Annotated in this window: 27 protein-coding genes and 1 pseudogene; 13 read left to right on the top strand and 15 right to left on the bottom strand. The window is 63.3% G+C overall.

Translation table 11 applies throughout. From position 1 onward, the window contains the following. The first annotated feature begins 8 nt into the window (after window positions 1-8). A complete protein-coding gene (locus J3E61_RS30475) occupies window positions 9-713 on the top strand; it encodes a hypothetical protein (RefSeq protein WP_210086414.1) in 705 nt (234 codons plus the stop codon). Here the strand turns inward: J3E61_RS30475 and J3E61_RS30470 are convergent. Further along, window positions 710-994, bottom strand: a complete 285-nt coding sequence (locus J3E61_RS30470; protein ID WP_192722863.1) for a hypothetical protein — start codon at window positions 992-994, stop codon at window positions 710-712. The two genes, J3E61_RS30475 and J3E61_RS30470, sit on opposite strands and share 4 nt — an antisense overlap. Window positions 995-1,169: 175 nt before the next feature. Here J3E61_RS30470 and J3E61_RS30465 point away from each other — a divergent pair, with 175 nt between their 5' ends. After that, window positions 1,170-1,427 carry a hypothetical protein gene (locus J3E61_RS30465; RefSeq protein WP_210086413.1) on the top strand — a complete coding sequence of 86 codons (258 nt, stop codon included), beginning with the start codon at window positions 1,170-1,172 and terminating at the stop codon, window positions 1,425-1,427. An 8-nt stretch (window positions 1,428-1,435) separates the two neighbouring features. Here the strand turns inward: J3E61_RS30465 and J3E61_RS30460 are convergent, their stop codons facing one another. Further along, complete coding sequence (locus tag J3E61_RS30460; protein WP_210086412.1) at window positions 1,436-2,227, bottom strand: maleylpyruvate isomerase N-terminal domain-containing protein; 792 nt, start codon at window positions 2,225-2,227, stop codon at window positions 1,436-1,438. Window positions 2,228-2,805: 578 nt separating this feature from the next. Between J3E61_RS30460 and J3E61_RS30455 the strand changes: the two genes are divergently transcribed. Beyond that, the gene (locus tag J3E61_RS30455) at window positions 2,806-3,405 is read left to right on the top strand and encodes a hypothetical protein (RefSeq protein ID WP_210086411.1); all 600 of its coding nucleotides are present in this window, start codon (window positions 2,806-2,808) and stop codon (window positions 3,403-3,405) included. Between the two features lie 13 nt (window positions 3,406-3,418). Here J3E61_RS30455 and J3E61_RS30450 read toward each other — a convergent pair whose 3' ends face one another. Then, the gene (locus J3E61_RS30450) at window positions 3,419-5,350 is read right to left on the bottom strand and encodes a serine/threonine protein kinase (RefSeq protein ID WP_210086410.1); all 1,932 of its coding nucleotides are present in this window, start codon (window positions 5,348-5,350) and stop codon (window positions 3,419-3,421) included. Between the two features lie 119 nt (window positions 5,351-5,469). Here J3E61_RS30450 and J3E61_RS30445 point away from each other — a divergent pair, with 119 nt between their 5' ends. Then, complete coding sequence (locus J3E61_RS30445) at window positions 5,470-6,459, top strand: amidohydrolase family protein (protein ID WP_210086409.1); 990 nt, start codon at window positions 5,470-5,472, stop codon at window positions 6,457-6,459. Window positions 6,460-6,548: 89 nt separating this feature from the next. Then, a complete protein-coding gene (locus J3E61_RS30440) occupies window positions 6,549-6,827 on the top strand; it encodes a hypothetical protein (protein ID WP_192723859.1) in 279 nt (92 codons plus the stop codon). 18 nt (window positions 6,828-6,845) lie between these two features. On the opposite strand, the gene J3E61_RS30435 is transcribed toward J3E61_RS30440, so the two are convergent. Then, window positions 6,846-7,796, bottom strand: coding sequence for a L,D-transpeptidase family protein (locus J3E61_RS30435; RefSeq protein WP_210086408.1), 951 nt, complete (start codon window positions 7,794-7,796; stop codon window positions 6,846-6,848). Between the two features lie 259 nt (window positions 7,797-8,055). Between J3E61_RS30435 and J3E61_RS30430 the strand changes: the two genes are divergently transcribed. Beyond that, the gene (locus J3E61_RS30430; RefSeq protein WP_210086407.1) at window positions 8,056-8,772 is read left to right on the top strand and encodes a hypothetical protein; all 717 of its coding nucleotides are present in this window, start codon (window positions 8,056-8,058) and stop codon (window positions 8,770-8,772) included. A 120-nt stretch (window positions 8,773-8,892) separates the two neighbouring features. Beyond that, complete coding sequence (locus J3E61_RS30425) at window positions 8,893-9,474, top strand: DUF3887 domain-containing protein (protein ID WP_210086757.1); 582 nt, start codon at window positions 8,893-8,895, stop codon at window positions 9,472-9,474. Window positions 9,475-9,489: 15 nt separating this feature from the next. Here J3E61_RS30425 and J3E61_RS30420 read toward each other — a convergent pair whose 3' ends face one another. From J3E61_RS30420 to J3E61_RS30410, 3 genes are read right to left on the bottom strand one after another with little or no spacing between them, the layout of a single operon-like run. Next, window positions 9,490-9,846, bottom strand: coding sequence for a VOC family protein (locus J3E61_RS30420; RefSeq protein WP_192722872.1), 357 nt, complete (start codon window positions 9,844-9,846; stop codon window positions 9,490-9,492). A 2-nt stretch (window positions 9,847-9,848) separates the two neighbouring features. Further along, a complete protein-coding gene (locus J3E61_RS30415) occupies window positions 9,849-10,298 on the bottom strand; it encodes an SRPBCC family protein (RefSeq protein WP_210086406.1) in 450 nt (149 codons plus the stop codon). Between the two features lie 2 nt (window positions 10,299-10,300). Then, the gene (locus J3E61_RS30410) at window positions 10,301-10,630 is read right to left on the bottom strand and encodes a helix-turn-helix transcriptional regulator (protein WP_210086405.1); all 330 of its coding nucleotides are present in this window, start codon (window positions 10,628-10,630) and stop codon (window positions 10,301-10,303) included. A gap of 310 nt (window positions 10,631-10,940) precedes the next feature. Between J3E61_RS30410 and J3E61_RS30405 the strand changes: the two genes are divergently transcribed. Further along, on the top strand, window positions 10,941-11,621 hold the full coding sequence (locus J3E61_RS30405; protein ID WP_210086404.1) for an ANTAR domain-containing protein: 681 nt from the start codon (window positions 10,941-10,943) through the stop codon (window positions 11,619-11,621). A gap of 167 nt (window positions 11,622-11,788) precedes the next feature. Here the strand turns inward: J3E61_RS30405 and J3E61_RS30400 are convergent, their stop codons facing one another. The 7 genes and pseudogenes from J3E61_RS30400 to J3E61_RS30370 all read right to left on the bottom strand — a co-directional run bounded on the left by J3E61_RS30400 (window position 11,789) and on the right by J3E61_RS30370 (window position 18,585). Continuing rightward, entirely contained in the window at window positions 11,789-12,493 is a 705-nt protein-coding gene (locus tag J3E61_RS30400) for an HD domain-containing protein (protein WP_210086403.1), read from the bottom strand. 323 nt (window positions 12,494-12,816) lie between these two features. Beyond that, window positions 12,817-13,488, bottom strand: a complete 672-nt coding sequence (locus J3E61_RS30395) for a hypothetical protein (RefSeq protein ID WP_210086402.1) — start codon at window positions 13,486-13,488, stop codon at window positions 12,817-12,819. 2 nt (window positions 13,489-13,490) lie between these two features. Further along, window positions 13,491-13,685, bottom strand: a pseudogene (locus J3E61_RS30390) (IS256 family transposase); the annotation flags it as partial. A 195-nt stretch (window positions 13,686-13,880) separates the two neighbouring features. Next, complete coding sequence (locus J3E61_RS30385) at window positions 13,881-14,978, bottom strand: hypothetical protein (protein WP_210086401.1); 1,098 nt, start codon at window positions 14,976-14,978, stop codon at window positions 13,881-13,883. 155 nt (window positions 14,979-15,133) lie between these two features. Further along, window positions 15,134-16,057 (bottom strand): hypothetical protein, encoded by a 924-nt coding sequence (locus J3E61_RS30380; protein ID WP_210086400.1) that lies wholly within the window; start codon window positions 16,055-16,057, stop codon window positions 15,134-15,136. Window positions 16,058-16,065: 8 nt separating this feature from the next. Further along, the gene (locus tag J3E61_RS30375) at window positions 16,066-17,523 is read right to left on the bottom strand and encodes an SMP-30/gluconolactonase/LRE family protein (protein ID WP_210086399.1); all 1,458 of its coding nucleotides are present in this window, start codon (window positions 17,521-17,523) and stop codon (window positions 16,066-16,068) included. Between the two features lie 459 nt (window positions 17,524-17,982). Next, entirely contained in the window at window positions 17,983-18,585 is a 603-nt protein-coding gene (locus J3E61_RS30370; protein ID WP_210086398.1) for a TetR/AcrR family transcriptional regulator, read from the bottom strand. 108 nt (window positions 18,586-18,693) lie between these two features. Between J3E61_RS30370 and J3E61_RS30365 the strand changes: the two genes are divergently transcribed. The 5 genes from J3E61_RS30365 to J3E61_RS30345 all read left to right on the top strand — a co-directional run bounded on the left by J3E61_RS30365 (window position 18,694) and on the right by J3E61_RS30345 (window position 22,713). Beyond that, complete coding sequence (locus J3E61_RS30365; RefSeq protein WP_210086397.1) at window positions 18,694-19,713, top strand: aldo/keto reductase; 1,020 nt, start codon at window positions 18,694-18,696, stop codon at window positions 19,711-19,713. Window positions 19,714-19,779: 66 nt separating this feature from the next. Then, a complete protein-coding gene (locus tag J3E61_RS30360; protein WP_210086396.1) occupies window positions 19,780-20,172 on the top strand; it encodes an ester cyclase in 393 nt (130 codons plus the stop codon). Between the two features lie 90 nt (window positions 20,173-20,262). After that, window positions 20,263-20,667 carry a nuclear transport factor 2 family protein gene (locus J3E61_RS30355; RefSeq protein WP_210086395.1) on the top strand — a complete coding sequence of 135 codons (405 nt, stop codon included), beginning with the start codon at window positions 20,263-20,265 and terminating at the stop codon, window positions 20,665-20,667. 21 nt (window positions 20,668-20,688) lie between these two features. After that, window positions 20,689-21,381, top strand: coding sequence for an HTH domain-containing protein (locus J3E61_RS30350; RefSeq protein ID WP_210086394.1), 693 nt, complete (start codon window positions 20,689-20,691; stop codon window positions 21,379-21,381). 630 nt (window positions 21,382-22,011) lie between these two features. Continuing rightward, window positions 22,012-22,713, top strand: a complete 702-nt coding sequence (locus tag J3E61_RS30345; RefSeq protein WP_210086393.1) for a hypothetical protein — start codon at window positions 22,012-22,014, stop codon at window positions 22,711-22,713. 28 nt (window positions 22,714-22,741) lie between these two features. Here the strand turns inward: J3E61_RS30345 and J3E61_RS30340 are convergent, their stop codons facing one another. Further along, on the bottom strand, window positions 22,742-23,686 hold the full coding sequence (locus J3E61_RS30340; RefSeq protein WP_210086392.1) for a DUF3592 domain-containing protein: 945 nt from the start codon (window positions 23,684-23,686) through the stop codon (window positions 22,742-22,744). Window positions 23,687-23,717 lie beyond the last annotated feature (31 nt).

Below are 23,717 nucleotides of genomic sequence, written 5' to 3'. Positions count from 1 at the left end.
GACCGGCAATGCTGTTCATTCATGAAACCCACAAGGTGGTCGGCACGCGCGAAGACGACTTCGAGGCCGCCTACCGCGACGGCTGGATGCCGACGCTCGCTCGCGACGACGATGCGCGACTTCTGTGGTACGCCAACCACGCTCACGGGTCCGGGCTGTCCTACAACGTCGTCACCATCACGGCAGTCACCGACGGCTCAGCATGGGAGCGGCTAACTCACCGCGTTCAATCGGGAGATTTGCAACCGTGGATGCGCGAGCTGGACACCATGCGCCACGATGTCACCGGCAAGATCCTGCTGCCCGTTGAGTGGTCACCGCTGCAGGAGGTCGACTTCGAAAGCGTGCCAACGGATGGGTCGACTCATGCGTTGAGTCTGTTCATGGAGGACACCGGCTGGCCCGACGTCGCGCTGGACGATTACATCCGGTCGTGGGACGAGATCTACTACCGGCCGCTGTCCAAGACGTCGCAGATACTCGACATCCAAGCCTGCTTCCAGGTCGCGCATGGCAGCTACCGAAGGCGGGAAGCGATGCTGTGGCAGAAGATTTCGCCGGCCAATAACTACGCCACTCTCGTGCACCTGCTGACCTCTGACATCGCGCCCGAACACCGCGGCCCGGGCAGCTATATGTACGAGGCGCTCAAGTTCCGCGACCAGTGGGAGAGTCGGCTACTGCGGACCTCGGCATGGTCGCCTCTCTATTAGACGCAGAGGTTGAACAAGCAGACGCCGCCTGCGGGCTCCCACCCGCCGTTCCAGCCGCCTGGAATCGGGCCGCCCTGCCATGCGGGCGGCGCCCATCCGCCAGGACCCGGTCCGCCCCAGCCTGGTCCGTTCTGCCAGGGAGGCGGCGGTCCCTGGTGCCAGTCGACAGGCACCGCGCCCGGGCCGGGGTCAGCATTCGCGACACCCGCGCCGATTCCTACTGCGCCAGCGGCAAGTCCGCCCGCGATCGCCAGGCCGGCCACGATCTTCACATGTTTCATCGTCACTCCTAGTGCTTGCTCGGTTAGGACACAAAGACGATGTTCGTCAGCGAACTTAAGCTGCGACTGTGCGCGGATTCAGCATCTGCTATCTAATGCGGGCTGATTGTCGTAACATTGGTCGCGGTGACCTGAACTGCGCGAACCAACTATCGAGGTCCCCGACTTTCGGGGTATGCAGGCGCTCAACGCCTGGCTTGTCGGGCACGACCACGGGCTGCTACTGCAGGGCCCCGATCCCGACAGCGCCGAACCCATCATGCATGGCATCGTCGTCGACCAAGAGCCTGAGCCGAAAAGTCTTCTGCGCCGCTGGGATCCAGTGACGGTTTGGATCGAGCCGCCTCCCGATGACGACAGTGGTGTGCGCGAGCCCGTGCGGCCCGTGCCGCCGCTGCTGTCGAATCACGGCTATTTCGATGACGATTCGTGATTTCGCCGTCATCCGAGAATGATCGGCAGCCTCACAGCGAGATCGCCGAGCGCAGCCGACTCTGCATCAGTTGGTGCACGACGGCCGGTCCCGATCAACAGCGCATCGGTGTCGGAGAACGACGGCGGAAACACCGCAGTGGTGATCTTCTCCAGCATCTTTCGTGACCTCGCAAGGCCCTCCGCAGGTGGTCTGGGCGCGTGGGGGAGGTAGGCGATCAGGTCGAGGTGATGCAGCGTCGACTCCATGACATAGGCGGAGAGGTAGTCGGCCGCGGTGAGAACTTGATCGCGGGTGATGACACGACCGGCGGGATCGGCGAGGCCGGCAGCGCGCCCGGCAGCGGCGCCGACGTCGTCGAAATGGAACTTGAGCAGCCAGGGCTCCTGGTACGCGCCGGCCAACCGGACCGTGAGCGCATCGAGCGGGTCATCCCCGCGCGGCGGCTCGTCGGCGATGTCCCAGTAGGTCACTTCGTCGCGGGTGGGTTCGGCATCGGTCGGCGTCGCAAGTGTGATCAGCACATCCTGCGCGTCAATGATCAAGTGGCACACCAGGTCCCGTACCAGCCATCCGGTGCAGCCCGACGGCTGCGTGAAGTCTTCGTCCCCGAGTCCGGCGACCACCGCGAGTAGCGCCGTCCATGACCTGGAGAAGTCGGTTACCTGTTGCACAGCGGGCAGCACCGGGCGTCGTCGACGTTGAGGTTGTGGAGATAAACCGCATGCCGTTGGCACATGGCGCGATCGGACCGCAGCCCGAGCGTCGACCACGCCGACCCCAACGGTTCCTGCGGACATGCCGAAGCGGGAAATCGTTCAATGAGTTGGCGGAATTCGGCGAGGCATGGCAGCAGGCGGTCGGTGCGCGGCTCGTAGTCGAGGACGTCCCAGCGCTGGCCTGCGATGGCACCGTCGACCGTCTTCAGAAGGAAGCGTTTGTGGTCATCGAACCGTTCGGCCGTCCACCCGAGGTCGGAAACGTCGAATCCGACGATGCCCAAACCGACTATGGACTGATCTCGTTCGGCGAGCGAGACAATGGTGGCGACTTCGGAGTCGGAGCGGGCCAGATCGGAGCCGCTCAGCAGCAGGACGTCCAAGAACACTGAGGTCAGGCCGTTGCTCATCATCACGTCGCCGGCGACCGGGTCGTGATCGGCGCTGATGATGTTGCCCACGTCCACCATCCAACACGAATCCTCAACAGGCTCTCCAGTAACAACAGTGGCCAGTCGCCGATACTCCAGGGGAGGGCCAACCAGGTGACGTCGAACGCGGCGAGGCGCTAGCCTTGCTCGGAAGTCGGGTCCGGCGCTTCACGTGCTGCTCCTGAACGGGTGCGCGCAGGGCGCCACCAGAGAGGACTACCGGGTTATATGACCGAACGAATCCGCGTCACATCGGCGCCCAAAGTCTTGCGGACCGCCGTCGCGGGCGTATTCCTCGCCGGAGGAGCGCTGGCGATAGCCGGACCTGCCGCAGCCGATCCCGCGCCGCCCTGCTCGACGCCGACGCCATCTGGTCCGTGCACCCCGGCTCCCGGCCAACCGGTACTGACAACGGATGTACCGATCGCTGCGCCGCCACCCGCGCCCGCAGGCCCACCAACCGTGCCGGAGATCCAGAACCCGGTGTACGGCGCAGGACAGACGCCCGGGCAGCTCGGATACCTGCGGGATATTTGGCACACCTTCCACAGCGGTAATCCGTTGGAGAACCTGACCGCCCCGGTCGAAGAGGCACCCGGGCCGCCGCCGGGCGCCGGTCCAGCGCCGCAGCTGCCGCCGGGATACATCTCGATTAATGCGCCGGAGTCGAATGGCCCACCGCCGCAGGGACCAGCGACCGGCGGGCCACCGCTGCCGCCGGGCTACTATCCGCTGAACGGGCCGCCGCCCCCGGGGTATCTCGACGCGCCGCCACCGGCCGATCCGGCCGCGCCGTCCACGATCCCGCCGGCTCCGCCGATCCCCTGACCGTGCAGGCGCGCTAGTCGCCCGTCCGCTCGAAGGTGTCTGTGAATGCGCCGCCGCCGGTGCATCCACCTCCGGCCGCGACGGTCTGATTGCCGCGCCCGGTCAGCACCGAGAGCGGATCGTCCAACTGTGCGGGCATCGGGTACTCCGCGGTGATGGTCACCTGTGCCGTACCGCCTGCCCCGCACATCGTGGTGCCCTGTTCGTCGCGAGTCCACTTGTCGTTTGCGAACATCAGCGTGACGGCGCCGTCGGGATTGTGAAACAGGCTCATGCACCGATCACCGGTGCGCAGGCAGTACGTGTTGGCGGTGAGAACGCTTCCGGGAGTGGCGTTGCCGTTCGCGAAGGTGGTCGTCTGCCGGTAGCTGCCGCGAAGTGCTTCGGCGGGGCTGACCGACCGCGGCGGTAGGACCCCCGGATCCGGAACCTTGTTGAGGTCAGGATCGCCGATCCGAGTGAATTTCACCGTCCGTTTGGCGGCACAGGCGCTGTTGGTGGACGCTCTGACCGACTCGCCGGACAATGTCCCGTCGGGTTGCGGTTGCAACGTGAACACCACCCAGAGCTCAGCCGGTGCATCACCGCATTGTGCAGACGCCAGCCCTACGGCCACCCAAGTGCCGCCCACGCGATCGAAGGTGAGATTCGACAACAGCGCCATGCTGGCGCCGCTGACGTTGGCTGCGGTCGCCGTGCAACCGCTGGCGCCGCAGGCTGATCGGACGCTCCAATTACTGGTGGTTGCAGGTGCATTCGGGACCGGCTTGCCTTCAAGATCGCTGCCAGGTCCATAGTCGGCTCGATACGTTCCGGCGAAATCGTTGCCGTCCGTGGCTGCCGCCGGTGGTGCGGTGGTCTTGGGTTCGTTGTGCCCGGTGAGTGCGACGACGGCCACCACACCGCCCACAACGACGAGCGTCACGATGAACACCAGCGCTCCTATCAGCACGCCATAGCGCCGGCCTGGCCGCTTCGCAGGTGGAACAGGCGGCGGCACATGCAGATTCGGGGCGCTCAACTGAGTCGGCATGAACCGCGACGGTCCGCTGTCGGGAGGGGGCGGGTATTGAGACCAACCGCCATGGCTCGGTGGAGCGGGCGGCATCGGGGGAGCGATGTTGGGCTGACTGGACGAAGCGATGACTTGTCTTGCGGCGGCGGCCATTTCAATCGCAGTCGGATAGCGGTCGGCGGGTTGCTTGGCGAGGCCGGTCGCGATCACCTGATCCAGAGCGGTGGGAACCGTTCGGCTCTTCTCCGAGGCTCTCGGCGGCGCGGTGAATATGTGGCCGCTGGCGACTTGCTCGAGGGTCTTGCCAGGGAAAGGTTGTTGTCCGGTGAGGCATTCGTAGAGCACGCACGCCAGCGCGTAAATGTCCGAGCTGGGGTGGATTTCGCCGGTGTTGAAGCGTTCGGGTGCCATGTAAGCCCATGTGCCGATCGCCGCACCGGTCACGGTCAGCCCGGTTTCCTCGGCGGTGCGGGCGATTCCGAAGTCGATGAGATAGGCGAAGTCATTCTCGTCGATCAGGATGTTGGAGGGTTTGACGTCGCGGTGCACCAGCCCGGTTCGGTGCGCTCGTTGTAGCGCGGACGCGATCTGCTCGATGATCGCCACAGCGCGGCGCGGTTCGAGCGGGCCGGACTCGAGCAGGGTGTGCAGGTCGGTGCCTGCGATCAGCCGCATGGTCACATACAGCCGGCCGTCGATCTCGCCGACGTCGTATATGGGGACGACGTGCGGATCGTCGAGGCGTGCGGCCGCGCGGGCCTCGCGTCGGAACCGCTTTTCGTAGTCGGGGTCTTGGCTTATCTGAGGGAGCAGCATTTTCAGCGCGACGATGCGGTCGATTTCGCTGTCGTAGGCGCGCCATACCTCGCCCATCCCGCCGCGGCCCAGCAGTTCGATCAGCCGGTAGCGGCCAAATGGCGTCCCCTCCACGGGCTCACGATAACGGTCAGCGGGGTAGCTGTGGCGCGATAGGGATCGGTCAAGGGGCAGCCAGGTGCTGTCCTCGGACTCTCAGGAGCGACGCAGAATCCGGTCCTACCATCGCGGTAATGAAGATCGTTGGTCTGGAAGAACACTTCGCGATACCTGAACTGATCGACGCCTGGCAGGCGCTGGAACCGCAATGGCAGGACGTCGGCATCCCCGATAGGGCTGACGACGAGCTCGGTCGGCGGCTGGTGGATCTCGACGGCGAACGGATCGCCGCGATGGACGACACGGGCCTCGACGTCTCTGTCGTCTCGATGACGACACCGGGATTGCAGAACCTCGAGCCGCGCGATGCCGTGGCGCTACAGGGCGTCTGCAATGACAGGCTCGCAGAAGCGATCCGTCGCCATCCCGATCGGCTGCAGGGTTTCGCGACGCTGGCGACGCCGACTCCGGATGCGGCGGCTGCCGAACTCGACAGGGCGGTACGCGAACTCGGGTTCAACGGCGCCATGTTGTATGGACGCACTAGAGAGCGCAATCTCGATCACCGCGACTTCTGGCCGATCTTCGAAGCGGCCGAAGCGCTCAAAGCGCCGTTGTATTTGCATCCGCAGCCGCCACCGCCTGCCGTGCGGGCGGCTTATTACAGCGGATTGGGCGACGAGGTCGACGCGGCGTTGGCCACACACGGGTACGGATGGCATTACGACGCCGGCCTGCAACTGCTTCGGCTCATCCTCGGCGGGGTGCTCGACCGGTTTCCCGGTCTGCAGCTCATCCTGGGGCACTGGGGTGAAGTGATGCTTTTCTATCTCGACCGCATCGACAGGATGACGGGCATCGCCGGCCTTGACCGGCCAGTGTCCGACTATGTCCGCGACAACGTCTTCGTAACGCCGGGAGGGGTGTTCAGCCAGCGCTACTTGCAGTGGACACTCGACGTCATCGGCGCCGACCGCATCCTGTTCGCCTCGGACTACCCCTATGTGATGGTGCCCGACGGGGGCAGCAGACGATTTCTCGATGAGGCCGCGATCAGCGAAACGGATCGAAAAATGATCGCTTCCGGCAACTGGGAGAAACTCTGCGCTGACATCCGACGGTGAGGACAAGCAGCCGGCACCAACGCAGGACGATCCGTTAGGTAAGGTGATTAAGTCGGCTAAGGATCCGTCTCAACCCTGGAGTCATGCTCATGACCTCGATCAAGACCACGCTGTCCGTCCTCGCGCTCGCGGGCGGGATCGCCGCAGCCGGCTTGGGCGGCGCTGCGCTCGCAGGCGCTGAGCCGCCCCCGCCGCCACCTGCGCCCGTCCTGGGTGAGGAGCCGCCTGCCTGGGCGCCGCCAAAGCCTGCTGAGGTTTGGGACGGTCAGCCCGTTGTGTGGTACTCGGGCTGGGGAGGTCGCTGGGGGGTATGGATCAACGGCGGCTTCATCCCGCTGACGTCAAACCCCGTCACCGGCGGCGGCTAAGGGCAGGGGGAGGGCAGGCTAGATCTGCCAATCCTCGGTGCCGTCACCTTGCGTGGCCGGAACCGAGTTCGTGATCACGATCGGATCGCCGACACCGAAGTTGTCGTAGAACCATTTCGCGTCCGTCGGGCTGATGTTGATGCAGCCGTGGCTGACATTGCGGATGCCCTGATCGGCCACCGACCACGGCGCACTGTGCACGTAGTTGCCACTGTTGTCGAACCGCACGGCGAGCTGAACATGAACCCGATACCCGTCCGGCGACGAGTTCGGAACTCCATACGTTGCGGAGTCCATCACGACATCCAGGGACTTGTCCTGAACGTAGTAGGTGCCGTTGGGGGTATCGCGGCCAGGCTTGCCCATGGACATCGGGAATGTCTGTTCCACGATTCCGTCGCGGGTGACGGTCAATTGGTGAGTCTCGTTGTCGGCGACGGCCATTAGCGCATCCCCGGTGGCAAAACTCGACCGCGTACCACCCGCGTCGATGTTGACCGTCGTGTGGGCGGGCCAGAAATCGAAGGGCCGCCACCGCACTTGGGAGTCGTTCATCCAATAGAACTTGCCGGGCACAGGCGGATCCGAGGAAATGTGTATCGCTTGTTCGGCCATCGCACGGTCGGCGACGGGCGCATTGAAGCTGATCACGATCGGCTTGGCAATGCCAACGGTGGCGCCGTCGCTGGGTGAGACCGTCGGCGGCTCAAAAGGAGCCGCGCCGACGAACGGCGTCGGGTCTTGCCCCTCGGGCGTCCCGAAGGGGATCGCGAATGGAATCGGGACAGGGGCCGCCTCGGGCTCATCCGATAACACCATGTGCTCGAGGACCTCAGGAGTGGGCATGGGATCGACCGGCGCAACATCGTCGGGATCGGCCAGCGCGCGCGGCACGGCGCCGGACGCGAGCAGCACCGCGACTGCGATCATCACAGTTGCGGTGCGGACACGAGCGGGCCCAATCGTCATAGACACTCCACACAGGGTTACGAACTTGTGCCACAGCGACGTCAAGGGCCGGTCTCGGTTCGGCAGCAAAGGTCGCCACTGACCACGAACCTGCCGCGGGAGTGCCTGCGCGCCTATGCGAACGGGCTTAGTCGGGCGCGAGGATTCGGATCAGAATCAAGTAGTGGAGTACTCGGTTCACAGCAGACGTCCAGAAGTACTGTTTCTTTGCACCGTCAAGAGCAACCAGCGCTACGCCCAACGGCGGTAAGGAGATTCGATGAGCGCGTCAGGTCAGCTCGGCCGCATCATTCATCACGACCCCAAGTCACGCGAGCACGCCTTCACCGCGGCCGCGGGGCGGCCGAAAAGCCATGTCCGGCATGCACTCAACGCGCCGCACGTCGACCAGTTCTTTCTGTCGGGCTGCGTCGGCTTCAGTGGTACGAACATGCTCAACACCACCGCGGGGATTCGCAGCCGTCGCAAGTTCAACGCCATCGTTCCGATCGGAAGGGCGGGCTCGAGCTACCTCGGCAACGACGACGGGATCCGCAACTACCACGAGGCCACGCTGCGTGATCCGTACCCCGGCCAGTACCCGCCCGACGACGAAGGCTCCAGCGCAATCGGATTGATGAAGTGGTGGAAAGCCGCCGGGATCATCTCGAGCTACGCCTGGACGTTCACATTCGACGCTTTCCTCGCGGCGCTGTGGCGGCAGCCGGTTCTGTGCGGAACCAATTGGTACGACGACATGATGTCCACCGGATCGGACGGCATCATCCACAGCACCGCGTCGGGCGAGAAGAGCGGCCATGAATACCTCGCCACCGAGATCATCCCGTCGAAGAAGCTGCTGGGCTTCGAGCAGAGCTGGGGCGAGCATCCGCACGGATTCGGCGACGGCGGGGGCCGCTTCTACATGTCGTATGACTTGGCGGAGGAACTCATAATTCACCAAGAAGGCGACGTCGCTGTACCGAAGCTCCTCTGAGGTCAGTGCTGCGCCGCCGTCAAGCGCCGCTTGACGGACTTGTAGTTGTCAAGTGATCATTGACACGTGCCTGATTCATTCACCGCGACGGGTCAGCAGCTTCATCGCCAACTCGGCCAAATGCTCGCCGCCCCCGTCCTGCGCGGCGATAACGATCCGCTCGAACGGGTCCGGGCAGCACACGAGGTTCAGGACCGGGCGGAGGCGTTGCTGGCCGCGGCCGTCCAGCACGCACGAGAGGCAGGCCGAACGTGGCAGGAGATCGGCGACGTGCTCGGGGTATCGCGTCAGGCCGTCTTCCAGCGTTACGGCAAACCCATCGATCCACGAACCGGAGAAGTCATGAATACAAGCTCACTTCCTGGAGCCGACCAACTCGCGACGAGTGTCATCGATGATCTCGCTGCGGGCCGGTGGCCTGCTGTCACCGCACGCTTCGACGCCACGATGCGCGAACGGCTCACCGACGAAGGGCTCGCCGAGGCATGGGCTCATATTGCGGGATTGGCTGGTGCCTACGAGAGCCACGGCGAGACCGACGTCGTGCGCGCCGGCGACTTCACCATCACCAACACGCCATTGATGTTCGAGGCTGGTGATTTCGTCGCCCGCATCACCTTCCGTGACGATCGGACAATTGCCGGGCTGTACATTCTCAACCCCGATGTTGCCGGCGGCGCTGGTGGACCCGGCGCTAAGTGAGTCCGGGTGAGTCACTCAGTATTTCACTCGGAAGTTGCCGACCAGTTGGATCTTGTTGTTGTCGGGGTCGGTCACTGGGCAGAGTCGTACCCCTTTGTTGGCGGTGATGATTTCAGCCGCGTTGATCCCCAACTCGCGGAGTTCCCTAGCCCCGTCATCGATGTCGGACACGGCGAGGTTGAGCATCCCGTTGCCGGCACGCTGAGGATCCTCGGTGACCTGCACCCAGCCGCCGTTGGTGACCTGCCATTCGATGAGGTTTGGCATCGGATTGTTGTCAGGTTCGCGGCCGAATAGCTTTGTGTACCAGGATTTGCCGACCTCGATGTCGCTCACCGCGACGACTGCCAGCACGTAATCGACGTGAGCCATGATCAGTTCTCCTTAGCGGTTGTGGTGAACTCCGCGGCCAGGGCGTCCAGTTGCTCGGCGGTTCCGTGCTCACGCCAAGCCGGTTGCTCTTGGTCGGGGAGGTAGATGCCGTGCTCGGTCAGCACGAGCAGAGTGCCGGCGTCTTCTTCTCGGAATTCGACGCTGGTGACCGAGACTGTCGACAGTCGGTCTCCGGTATGCAGGGTCGACGTCGTGAGAATCCGTTCATTGGTTGCGATCTCGGCGTAGCGCGCTTCGTAGATCAGCGGGCGGCCCTGCGGGTCGAATCCCTTGACGGTCTCGAGGCCGCCGACCGTGAAGTCTTGCGAGTGTTCTGCTCCTTGGGCCATCCATCGCTTGCGTGCCTCCGGATTTCCCCATGCTTCAAATACTTGCTCGATCGGGGCGGGGTAGCGGCGTTCCAGCGTGAACGTCGAGTGCGTTACTTCCATGATCACTTTCCCTTCAGGTAGTCGTCGAGTTGATCAAGTTGCCGTTCCCATTCCGTGCGTTGACTGCTGAGCCAGCGTTCGGCGTCACGCAGCGCCTTCGGTTCGATCCGGCAACTGCGTACTCGGCCGACTTTCTCGGTGACGATGACGCCCGCGTCTTCCAGGACCTTGAGGTGCTGCATGACCGCAGGCAGGGACATCGCGAGGGGTTGGGCCAATGCCTTGACCGGCGCCGGCCGTTCGACGAGACGTTCCACGATCGCCCGACGGGTCGGGTCGGCAAGCGCATGGAAAACGCGGCCGACCTGGTCAAACCCGGATTGGTTAGGCACATGCTTAACTATTGTCGGCGATCGGAAGAAAGTCAAGCATTTACTTAACCATTCGGGCGAGGTTGGCCATCCACCCCGGCTGGCGCAATCGCGGCGGATCGTTGCATCCGGCGTGTTTGCCAGGTGCTGAGTGGGGGTACTTGGGAGCAGCGGCGAAAGCGGCAAAAGCCGACTTGTGCCAAAATCACGTCCGTGTAATTCATCCCCATTGTGGAGAACAGTTGGGGATAAGCGTTGCGTTCGGTTGAGTAGCGGGCGGCAGCAGCCCGGAGCAGCGACGCCTGGCGACTGTCGGTGGGATAATTGCTGCGTGGCGCGCATGGAGAAATATGTGCCGGAGTCTGAGACCGGGACGGATGGCGTCGTACCCGGTGACCTCGATAAGGCCCTGCTTGGCGGAACGCCGCAGCGGGTGGGGCGGTTCGAATACCGGTATGACACCGACAGTTGGATCTGGTCAGACACGGTTGCCCGTATGCATGGCTACGAACCCGGCGAGGTTGTCCCGACGACCGAGCTAGTGCTGCGCCATAAGCATCCCGACGACCTCGTCAGGGTGAAGGCGTTGCTCAAACGCTCGTCGGCGCCATTCAGCAGTCGGCATCGCATCCGGACCGTCTCCGGCGAGGTCCGCAGCGTCGTAGTCGTGGGCGAGATCGTCACCGACACCGACGGTGACGTAGTCGCCACTCGCGGGTTCTACATCGACGTCACAGAGTCGGTTGACGAGGAGTTGCAACGCGAACTGGGGGACAAGCTTGATGTGATTGTGGCCGATCGAGCCGTCATCGAGCAGGCCAAGGGCATGTTGATGGCCGTCTACAACGTGGATGCCAACGCGGCGTTCGACATTCTCCGTTGGCGGTCGCAAGAACTGAACATCAAACTGCACCACGTCGCCAGGGGAGTTGTTGAGAAAGTCCCCGCACTGCTGACTGACTCATCCCGCGGCCCGGTTGACCACTTTTTGATGACGATGAACTCCGACTGACTGATTTGAGTTTGACGCTGCAGTTGGTGGGGCAGGCTGTCCGCAGCGTCGGCGCTGTCGGTAGGTCACACCAAAGGTCCGGTGCGAGGCGTTCGGCGGGGTGACCCCTGGTTCAGCAGAGAGCCAGGCTTGTCGTCCGCCGACCTCGTTGACGATGGTTCCCGTGTTCACACTTTGTCGGCAGCAGCGCTGTTTAGGGGTTGGTCGCCCCACCCCACCAGATCGAAGAATGTGATGGATGGAGAGCCGTTGATCAACTCGTGTAGGTGAGCAGGAAATGAGAAGGGAGGGGCCTTCATTGGGTTGGCTTGTGCATCTTGAGCGATCAGTCCGGCGATCGCGTAGCCAAGACTGTGACGTGGCCATGTTTGGTGGACCCGTGCTGCGAAGCCTGGTGGGAGTAGGTGCTTTTCCATCCCGTTGACATCCAGGCTGATGCCGAAATGTGCGACGGCTTGGTTGGGACCGAACCGGTCGGCCAAGCCGACACTCGTGTGCAGAGCGATCGTTTCCCACACCGTGCGAGTTCGACCATCGGAAATCCCGCGCTCGCTGAGGAAGCGCGCCGCGACATCGGCTCCGTCGACCTCGAACCGCTGGTCGCCGCGACCGTAGTCGGTGACGCCGAGGTCATGCAGGATGCAGCCGAGGAAGACCAGTTCGTCGTCATAGTCGACGCCTCTACGCAGGCCTTTAGCGGCTGCCAGTTCGCGGCCGAAAAGGTAACTGCGGACGCAGTGGTTGGCGAGGAAATCGGGGGAGACGGCCGACACCAACTGCAGTGCTGCTGAACAGATTTCGGAGTCCGGGAGGTCCCAGCTGGACGGATTGCGGGGATCGCTTTGAATTGGGCCTTGCTTCAGGTTGCTCATACCGACACATTTCCGAAACGCGACCGGGTGGACTAGTGGCTAAATGGTCATCATGCGCACGATTTCGGACATACCGGAAAACTTCACCGACTCACTTAGCGTGACAGCGCAACGGGCGCCGGACCTCAGTTGTGGATGACATGTTTTCACGCGATTGCGGACACCTTGGCCCGCGTGGGTTGCTATGACGTTAATGCGGCGAGCGGCATGCGGTTTGGCTTCCGCGCGGCGGCCCGGCGCGGATCTGGTCGGGGCGGGATGACGCCGACTGCTGCTGTGGGTTGTTGAAGGGTGCGCGCCTACGGGAATTGAGCGACCGTGTCTTAGTTGGGCGGAGCTAGGTCGAACGCGCGGCTCGTCCAACCGTGCGTCGGCTCGGAGACCTCGCGACCATCATGTGACAAGACAAACGTACGCACACGCCGATACCGTTGCGGCGGATCGTGAAAGGGCAACAGATCATCGCGGCGCGGGTCCGAGCTGCCGTGGGTAAGGAAGTTGGCGCGGCCCTGTGTCAGGCTCACGTCGTGGTTGGGTCCGCCGACTGTCTCGGCGTCGTCGTTGTCCGTGCCGTCGTCCTCCCACCAACAGACGTGGCATATGTCGCTGCACCCGCGCGCGTCCAGCGTCGCGTAGCCACAGCATGGGCACGCTTCGGCCGCCGGTGGCTCTCCGACGACCTCATCTACTGCGTCTACTGCGATTCCCAGTGTTCGCGCGTAGTCGCGCAGGAAGTCGTTGGTTGTGAGCCGATAGCGGGTGCGAAGCCACATCAGCAGCGCGCCGTCGTAGCGTGACGAGGAGGCCGGATGTTGCAACTCGCCCTCTTCGAGCTCTCGGCGAACGTCGTGGGACAGCGCCGACCAGGCGGAGTCCTCGCTCCAGTTCTCACCGCAGATCGTTTCGAGCTGCTCTTGGCGTTCGGCGGCGCTCAACCCGCCGAGCTCGATCTGGGCGATGTGCTCGATGATTGCATCCCTGGCGATGGTTCTCATATCTAGGCGACATCTGTTTCGGCTGATTCCCCCGGCGCGGTGGGTGTGATGTCAACTTGGCGTCCAAGGAGCTTGCCTTTGTGGAATATCGCACCGGCGCGGACCAGGGCGACCAGGTGCGGTGCGTTCACTGCACGCCACCGGGTTTGCGCAGTCTCAATCGGCTTGTAGGCCATAGCGATTCCCGCTGCACGGGCGTAACGCCGCTGCCAACATCGCCCTAGCGCCATCGCGGACGATCTCGTCAAGCAGCGACCGGCCGTCGTCAGTGTTGCCTGTGGACTGATCCACATCATGAACTACCGTATCGAGATCATCCTCGGGAAGGTGCGCCTCTTTCACATCATCCCACCCCGCGGGTCATCCACAACATCTGATCATTGCTCCGGACCTCATCGCCTAGCTCTGTCTTCGAGTTTCGAGGTCAGGCCGAAAGTCTCGACGAGTGTCAGCCAATCCGCGGCCGAGACCCAATATGCGGGTGGTTCTTGCCAATCCAGCGTTCCGACGCGCCATGCAAAGCGATCCGAACTCTCGCGCGGGACCCGCCCCCAACCCAGGCCGCGGGCAACGGGACATCCGATGCTCAGCATCTCCATATCCGGAATGCGCAGCACCAGCGCGACCCGGGGAAAGCGGCTGCCCTTCTCGCCTTCTCGAAAGATCCAGTGTGCGGGTTGTGCCCTCACCTGGCCGAGCCGAGCCGAGCCGACAGAAGCACTGTTGTTGAGGTGAATCACCGAAATCGCATCTCTGCCGACGTCGACGGCAATTCTTGGGCTCGGTAGCGAGGCACTGAACCCGTACGACGATTTTGGAATCAGCAGACACCGGGTGGGCACCTCGGGTTCAGGCGTGCGCGCATCCGGCCAATATCGCGGGCCGATCATCGCGAGAAGTGCTTCGAAATCTTCAGGCCACATCCATGCTTGGACACTGTTCGTGGGCGGGGCTTCGCGTCCTGTTCGCGCGTCCATGCGGTGATCCCGTCCGCCGAGAACAAAGCTCTCGGCGTCGCGCCACAGGTGAAGCGCGGTGCCCGCCGTCATGCCGCTCCAGAAATCCCATGGGCCCAGCTGCGCATCGCCGAATGAGCGAACTTTTCCGCGACTGGGAGTGATGGTCAGTTGGTCGCCGGTCACCGAAATGACAATGTTCCGGCGAGGCGCTCGCCCGACGAGGTCGGGGAAGCCGAAATAGAGCACACACCCGCCGACCGCCCAGATGCCGATGGAGATTGCCAAGCTCGCATTCGCGTAGGTGTGGGGGACCACGGCATGCACAGCGACCGGCAACAACATCGACACCGCCCACATCCCGAAAACGAAAGCCACCATACGCCCGGAGCCCGCCGGGGCAGCGAATGCCAGGAACCGGGCGGACGTAGGCGCGACGTCGGGGCTAGCGGATGGCAGATCTGTACCGCGCCGCCGCTCAGCAAGCTGATGCTCGAGGTCGGCGATGCGTTTCTCGGAGTCGTCCGCGTCCATCAAAAAACGGTCCCCTCAACTCGTCCGCCCTGAACAAAATGGTGCTGGCCACGCATCGAGGGCGATCTAACCAACGCGCCAATCATGAAGATTCCCATGCAAATAACGCCAAGCGATGCCACGGCCGCAGTAATCCTCAACAAGGGCGAGGGCAATCAGGGCCCCTTGAGTTCGACGATGCGGTGGTTGCCGTCGTCGACGACATACACCTCGCCCGCTTCGGTCACTGCGACGCTGATCGGATGGCTCAGCCCGTCGAACGGCAGCACGGCGGGTTTGTCTGCGCCAGCCGACAGTCTCATTACTTGATTGCGTTGTCCGTCAACCACATACACATCGCCAGCGCTATCGACCGCGATATCGCTCACGCTCTGAAGGTCTGTGAAGGGTAGTTCCGTCGGACTGGTCGCCCCTGTGGGCAACGCCAGCACGCGTTTGCGGTTGTTGTCACCCACATACAGCGTGCCCGCACTGTCGGTCGCCATGCCCCCGAGGCCGTCGATATCCTGAAATGGCAGTACGTGAGGCTGGGTCGACCCTGGTGCGTCCTTCACCACGTGAACGGGAATACAGCAGCCGCCGCCACGCACCTCGCCACCGCCGATGACGCCGTATACATTCCCTGCGTCGTCCAGTGCCAGAATGTCGCCCCGAATACCGATATCGGGCATCGGCAGCACGGTCTGCTGGTCCGAAACGGGCGCCAACTTCACCAGACGACCGTGCAGCGGCCCGTCGCCATTGACCCATACCGCGCCGGAGGGCCCAGCGAGCAGAGTGCTGCGCGTAAACGGCAGTGTCTTTTGGGTTTTCGATGCGGCCTCCCACTTGATCAGCCGGTTGCTCGTCGAGCCTTCGCCCGGCGAGATGTCGGTGACGTACACATTGCCCGCCGAGTCCACCACGACTTTGTCGGGCCGTTCCAGGCCCGTGAACGGGATCACGCTCTGCGCGGGTGCGGGATCGGGCGCAGGTGTGGGTGCCGAGGCGGACGCGGGTGTAGACGACACCGTCGACGGGGCGCTGCACGCTGTCGCGCCCAGAGTCCCAACGGCGAACACCAAGACCGCCGTGATCACGCGGTGCATCAGCTTGTCGCCAACTTCACGACCTGACCGAAGCCGCTGTTGTCGACGACGTACACGTTGCCGGCGCCATCAACTGCCACATCTTCGGGTCCGTAGAGGACGGTGGACGGCACCGCGCTCTGGTCGTTCGATCCGGCCGCGACCTTCACCACTTGACTGTTCTTGCGGTCGATCACGTAGACGTCGCCTGCGGTGTCCACCGCGATACCGTCGGGGTATTCGAGGCCGGTCAACGGCAGGACAGTCTGAACGGTCGATCCAGCCGCCAACTTCACCACCCGATTGTTCGGGCCGTCGTTGACATAGACGCTGCCTGTGCTGTCCACCGCCACGGCGTTGGCCGACGTGATACCGGTGAAGGGCACAGTCTGGTCGTTCGACCCAGCCGCCAACTTCACCACCTGGGTATCGCCGCCCCTGCTGTTGTTGGCGACGTACACGTTGCCGGCGGTATCGACCGCCACATCCTGAACGTGACTGAGGCCGGTGAACGGCAACACCGTCTGCTCGTTCGATCCGACCGCCAACTTCACCACACGGCTGTTGGGGACGTTGAACTCGGTAGCGGCGGTGACATAGTCGGTGATGTAGACGTTCCCACGGGAGTCCACCGCAACAGCACCTGGGCTGTGCAGGCCGGTGAACGGCAGCACCGTCTGGTCGTTCGACCCGGCCGCCAACTTCAGCACCCGGTCATTCCCGGTGTCGGTGAGATACACGTTGCCGGCCGCGTCCACTGCCACGCTGGTCGGATAGGTGAGGCCGGTGAACGGCAACACAGTTTGTCGGGCCGCAGGCGCATTCGAAGGAGTCGTTGCCTGCTTCGATACGGTAAAGGGCAGGTCCGCCTTGCCGATCTGAACAAGGTCATCGGGCACTACTGCGGTCGCCTGTACAGCGCCCTTGCCGTCGGTCATCGAAACGTCGAGCGCAACGCGGTATTTCAGCTTCACTTGCTTGCCCTTGGCCAGCGGCTGCATGTCGGTGAAGCCGCCGAGGTAGTCCGCGCCGGTGGTGATGACCGGATGCTCCAACGGGATCCAGCGCCCGGTGGCCGGGTCGTAGTGGTCGGCTGTCCCCTTAGGGAGCCCGCTTGGGTAGATCGCGCAGCTGCACTGCGTCAGCACGAAAACGACGCCGACCTTCGGGTAGTCCACCGGCGAGTTGTTGCACAACGTCACCTCGACCTCGGCCGGTTGGTCGCCGGGCTTGATGGTGCCCGACGGAATGCCGCTCAGCGATACAGAGATTCGGGCGTCCGGCGACACCGGGCGGTATTTCTCGGCGGTCGGCACCGGCTGCGTCTTCTGGTTGACCGTGCACTCACCGCCTCGCGCGGCTGAAGATGTGGTCGGGCTGCTCGATGCTGCCTGTTGGTGACTCGTCGAGCATCCCGCGAGTGCAACGGTCGCCGCGACAGCAACGCTTAGCGCGAGCCGCGAACGGCTCCTACTCATGGCCGCCTCGTTCACCGAGCAAGCCCGTGCCGGCGTTGACACCGACACTGCCGGCTGCAGCACCGCACGCCCGGTATCCACACCGCTGGTTGGCTTTTCGCCCCGCAGTAGACCAGTCCCGGGCCGGCGGCATCAGCGCACCGACGCGGCGATAGTCAGTGAAAGCCAGCCACCCGATCGGCCATGGCGGCTCAACACGTACTACCGCCGCCCCCACAGTCGCGATCACACTTTTGTTCATATGCGTACTGTGCCCGAGCAAGCCCGCCTCGGCCTATGGGGCGTTTGCCTCATATTTCGAGAGGATTGCGAAGGCGGAGGTAATCCGCCGTATTCCGGGCGGCGGGGGACAGGTGACATATCTGTCAAACGTTGATTTCCAGTACCGAGCCCGCTGGGCGATTTCATGATTGGGTCAGGCTCGAGTTCGACCATCGCGGAGTGTGGTCAACCCACACATCAAGAGTCCAGCAAGCCTTCGAGGAAAATCTCCGTCATGCGTTCGTTGAATGACGACGTTTCGCCGGGCACCGGTTGGCATATGAGGGCAATCGTGGTCAGCACATCGCGTGCCGACACGGTGTCGCGGCTTCGCGCGCTCAAAGGTGCCCGTTCGAGTAGCGAGTCCAAGACCGGCTCGAGACGGTCCAACAGAGTCTGGGCTAGACCCGCGTAGGCGGGATCGCCAGAATGCAGCGCGTTCGCAAGGCCGTGTTTGGTGCGCACGAAGTCGGCGAATCGGTCGACCCAGGCTTTCAACGCCTCGCGGGGTTCCAAGCGTGCGGTCAACTCGTGCGCGGCCTCGATGCAGTCACCGATCTCGTGCTCAACGACGGCCAGGATGAGATCAGATCTGCGTGGAAAATGCCGGTATAGAGTCCCGATACCGACACCGGCCAGGTCGGTGATGGTCTTGGCCGGAACATCGACACCGCGAGTCGCAAAGGTTGTCTTCGCCGCCTCCACAATCGCAAGGACATTGCGATGAGCGTCGCTCCGTTGGCGACGTCCAACGCCAACGGAGGCGGATGCCGTGGTCGTGCGCTCAGATCGACTCGACATTGGCCTAGCTTATCTGGAAAAGTTTTCCGTATATTAACCGGAAAGCGGTTCCGCTTGAACCGTGCGATCCAGCAGGCTCGTAGGCACCACCAGAAACGGAGTTACGCCATGAGATACCGACCGCTCGGCCGGACCGGCATCCAGGTGAGCACCCTCGGCCTCGGCGCGATGATGTTCGCTACCCGCATGGGCAATTCAGAGCAAGAATCGATCAACGTGATTCATCGCGCACTCGACGCCGGCATCAACCTCATCGACACCGCCGACGCTTATGAAGACTCCGAAGACATCGTTGGCCGCGCCCTCAAGGGCCGCCGCGACGATGTCGTCCTCGCCACCAAATTCGGTAGGCCGGTTGACGACAATCCCAACCATCGCGGCGGATCGCGGCGATGGATCCATGCCGCGGTGGAGAGGTCGCTACGCCGTCTGCAGACCGACTACATCGATGTGTACCAACTACATCGCCCCGATCCCGAAACCGACCTCGAGGAAACACTGTCGGCTCTGACCGACCTCGTCCGCAGCGGGAAGATCCGGACTTTCGGGACTTCGAACCTGCCAGCCTCGAACCTTGTTCAGGCGCAATGGATCGCCGAGCGACGGGGATACGAGCGGCCGCACACTGAGCAGCCACCGTACTCACTCCTGAATCGCGGTATCGAGCGCGAAGTACTGCCGGTAGCCCAGCAGTACGGTCTAGGTGTCCTCGTATGGGGTCCACTGGGGCAAGGCATGCTCACCGGGCGTGTACGCCAGGGTCGCGATACCGACGTCATTCGCGCTCAACTGCTCTCGTCGTTTCACGACCAACGCCGTCTTGATGCAGTCGAGCGCCTCATTGCCGTTGCCGCACAGGCGGACCTGAGCATGCCGCACATGGCTATGGCATTCGCGATCGCGCATCCGGGCGTGACCAGCGCACTTGTGGGCGCGCGGACTATGAGCCACCTCGAGGATCTGCTCGACGGTGCCGATACCCTCCTCGGCGAGGATGTCCTGGACGAGATCGACGACATCGTGCCTCCGGGGACCGACGCTGGGCCCCTGGACCAGGACCACGTTCCACCTGCCATACAAAAGGCCGCACTTCGTCGACGCCCGCTCGCTGACCGTGCCGCAGCATGATTTCCAACGCACTATAGAGGGCATGAAATCGTGCTTCTCGCAACGGATTCGATAAAGGAGTAGTCGATGAGTGGCGAGCCACTTGCCGAGGCCTACCGTCGGTACCTTCGTTGCCTCAACGAGAGGCGGTGGGATGATCTCGGCGAATTTGTGTCCCATGACGTGGTCCACAACGGCAGGCGCCTTGGACTCAGCGGTTATCGGGCAATGCTGGAGGCAGACGTCGCGGCAGTACCGGATCTCATGTTCATCACCGAATTGATTGTGACTCAAGGTGATGTCGTTGCCTGTCGGCTGGGCTTTCAGTGCACCCCGCAACAACAATTTCTGGGTTTCGATCCGCCCGGAACACTGATCTCCTTCGCCGAGCACGCCTTCTACCGGTTCTGCGACTCGAAGATTGTCGAGGTGTGGTCCGTCATCGATACCCAAGCCATTGCCGCACAGACCGCACGTTGAATACCGATCCCTAGTTGCCCTCACCTGAGCCGGGGATTGGCACACAAACACCGACATACTGTTGTCGCGGCAGTGTCTGATGCTGGTGGCATGAACGAGAACACTGACATGTTGGAGACGAACTGCGCTGCGGCAGACGCGGCGCTCGCGGTGTGGCTGGAGATGTGGAACACCGGCGGCGAGATTGCCCGTCGGATTTGCAGTGAGGACTTTCTGATTCACTTCTTGAACTCCGAGACGGACGGGTCGAATCCGGGCGACGACGTGCTGGGCGCGGAAAGTTTCGCTCAATTCCTGGATACCTATCGCGAGCTGCATCCGGGCGTGGTGTTCACCGAGGTGGCGCGGGCCGTGGACGGTGCGCACGGGCGGATGCTGTGGAATGTGCGCGATGGGGACGCTGCCGCGGGCGGGGTCGACGTCTTCGACTTCACCGAGGATGGGTTGATCCGCGAGGTCTGGTCCGTGGGCGGGACGCGCGCGCACCTGACCTGATATCGGGGGAGACTCGCAGTCATGAGGCGAGCCGAGAGGTTGTATGCGCTGGTCGATCTGCTGCGGGGATCGCGCCGGCCGTTGTCGGCCGCTCGACTCTCGGAAGAGTTTGAGGTGTCCAAGCGCACGATCGAGCGTGACATCCAGTCGCTTCAGCTTGCAGGGGTCCCGATCTATGCCCACCACGGGGTGTCGGGCGGGTACGCGATCCTGCGGGAGCATTCCTTGCCGCCGCTGAATCTGACGGCGCCGGAGTCGCTGGCGGTGCTCGCCGGGCTTGGCCTACTGGAGACGTCGCCGTATGGTGCGGCGGCCCGGCGGGCCCGCGCGAAGGTGCTTGCGATCAGCCGCGAAGATCAGCTCGCGCCAATCGATGAGGCGTTGGCGTCCATGTACGTCATCGACGCTCCGGCACCCTCGGAGGCGGCGACCTCGCTTCTGCCCGAGGCGATCGCCGCCCGCCGGGTCGTACGGTTGGCGTACACCTCCGAGGACGGCCAGACCCGCACCACCCGGGACGTGGAGGCGATGGGTCTGCTGCGCGGAGGCGATGCGTGGGTGTTCGTGGGATGGTGTCGGCTGCGCGCAGGCATCCGCGGATTTCACCTCGATCGCATCCGGCACCTGGAGATCACCGAAGAGGTCTTTCCCGAACGGGACCCTGCGTTGCTCGACGCGGATCTGTCGCGGTGGCGCACTCGGCGGCTCGGGTGAAGAACGTGGAGGCAATTCGACCAACTCGACCTAGCGCGTCGGGCGAGGGCCGCGGCGACCTTAAGTTGACATAATGTGGCTTATCGGTGTTCGGGGGTCTGAGGTGCGTTACGTGAAGGTGCTGGCACCCCACCGACGAACTGCATTGGCGCAAGGCCGCTGAGACACCGCGGCGGGCCACGCAGATGTTCGGAATATCCGTCGCGCGTGGTTGCATGTATGTGCGCCAATGATTGCAGTTGGGTGAACCTTGAGCGTGCCAGCTGTCCAGTCGCCCTGAGATCCGCTTTCGACGACCGCTCCTCCCTCCGACGCATCCCCGTCGATACGTCACGGTGACGAAATAACTTGGGCCACAGTGCTATTGGTATCGGGCGCCGGTCGGGTCCGGGATCGATCTCGACGACTGCGAGCACGCGCCATTCAGGTCGGCGGCCGGGGCCCCGCCGCACTTGCCCAATCGGGCAGCCGGAACTGCCCTACCGTCTGTTCCCCCGCATCGCCACCGATACGTCACGGTGACGAATTAACCTGAGGTGCAGGGCTTTTCAAACTCTGAGTTGACGGCACCACCGAGTCGTACCTTCTCGCTTGGTAGTTCGACGGTAGCGAAAACGTTACGGTGTTCAGATGCCGAGCAGCGATGAAACCCATCCGGACAATTGCCCGGGCGACCGCTACGCGGGCCTCGACGACGACGAACGTGCGCAAGCGGTCGCCCATGAAGCCGAACGGCGCGATGGTCAGCGGCGCGGATGGCTGCTTTACGGTGAAGTGCCGACCCAACCCGGAACGGTTCTGACCTACCGTTCGATATGGGGCGCTGTGGCTGTCGTCGTAATGGCGTTCTTCGTGTTCGGTGCCGTCGTCCAGAATGCTCCGTTGATCGCCGCCGCCGGCGCCGTCTTAGGTATCGCGATGTTCGCCCGCGGCCGCGGACCCGCTCGGCGTATCGAAGTGTCCGAGCACGGCGATCTGATCATCTACGGCGGGCTTTGGGGGCGAACGGTTCGCCTGACCGACTTCAACTGGGTGCGGGCCTACAAGACACTGCGCGGTGGGGCAACACCGTATAGGCCAGCATCAACGGTGGTGTTAGAGCACCGACCGGGACGCCACGTGTTCAGCAAAACCATTGGGGTGTGGTTTCCAACGGTCTCCAGCCGCCGAGCCACCATAGTGCTGGCGTCGTTATGGCGTTGTCCCGCAATGGGACAACGAGTCAGTGACGACGCCCTGGTGGAGTTCATTCGGACCGCATGCCGCGACTCCGGCATGCGCGTCGCTGCGGGCAGCGGAGGGAAAATCTGGACCGCCGAAAGACCGGTATGAGCGGAGACTGGTTGTGCCGCGCCCATAATCATCGCTGTGCCCGCCGACGGGCGGACAACGTCATCACGCCGAAGGCGATACCGCCAAAGAGAAAGGGGGCGCCAAAGGCGCCGAAGGCGGTAGGCAGAAACCATATCTGCCAGTACTGGTCGATTCGCGCGTCCTGCGGGTTGGCCGGGTCGTAGCGGACCCGCACACGTTCTCCGACACTGAACGCCGGCGGGTTGGAGCCCAACTGGCTGGTGAACCGGGCGGGGCTACCGCTGGCTGGCCGGAATTCGACGATCGGAGCATAGCTTTTGCCGGTATCGGTGATGTCGACGACCGTGCCGTCGGCGTATCGGTCCGCCGAGATTGATTGGGCTATCACTGCAGCACTGATGCCACTGGCCAAGCCTGACGCCAGTCCGATCGATGTGAACACGACAGCCAGAATCGCCCTGGCACTGCGGCGCTTTCGAACTCCCCTCTGCACGTCCCATTCCAGTTCCCGCAAGGAACTCGCCAATGATCCTCCGGCCGCTATGGGTTGGGCGCCGACGGTACTGAGGCTTGCGATCCAGGCAGCATTGTCGCCGACGAAAAAGCCGATATCGCCGGATCCCGTCTCGATGATCAGGTATTGCCGGCCGACCGTCCTGGTCGTCTTGAACACTTTGGCTTCCCGCACACCGGTGATGTCGGTGACAGGTACCTCGATCACCTTGCCGGTCAAGGTATGAAAGATCAGTCGCTTATCTGAGAGTGCGATCATCCCGTCGTTGTTCACGATCGGATAACCATCGATGGTCGCACCCCGGTAATTGCCCGGTTCAGGTGAACGGATCGTCGTCTCGTCCGCCAACTCGGACTCCAGCCGACTGGCAATGACCCGGCGCCGGCGCCGAATCCACACGAGGACAGAACTCGACACCATCATCAGCGCAGCCAGAATTCCAACGACCAGCACAACGACAAACACGCCTGCACTCATCTGTGCCGCCTCTATCGGTTGTCCCTGCCGT

Source organism: Mycobacterium sp. OAE908, from assembly GCF_017872775.1.
GTDB lineage: Bacteria > Actinomycetota > Actinomycetes > Mycobacteriales > Mycobacteriaceae > Mycobacterium.
This window is presented reverse-complemented; position numbering and strand designations above follow the sequence as displayed.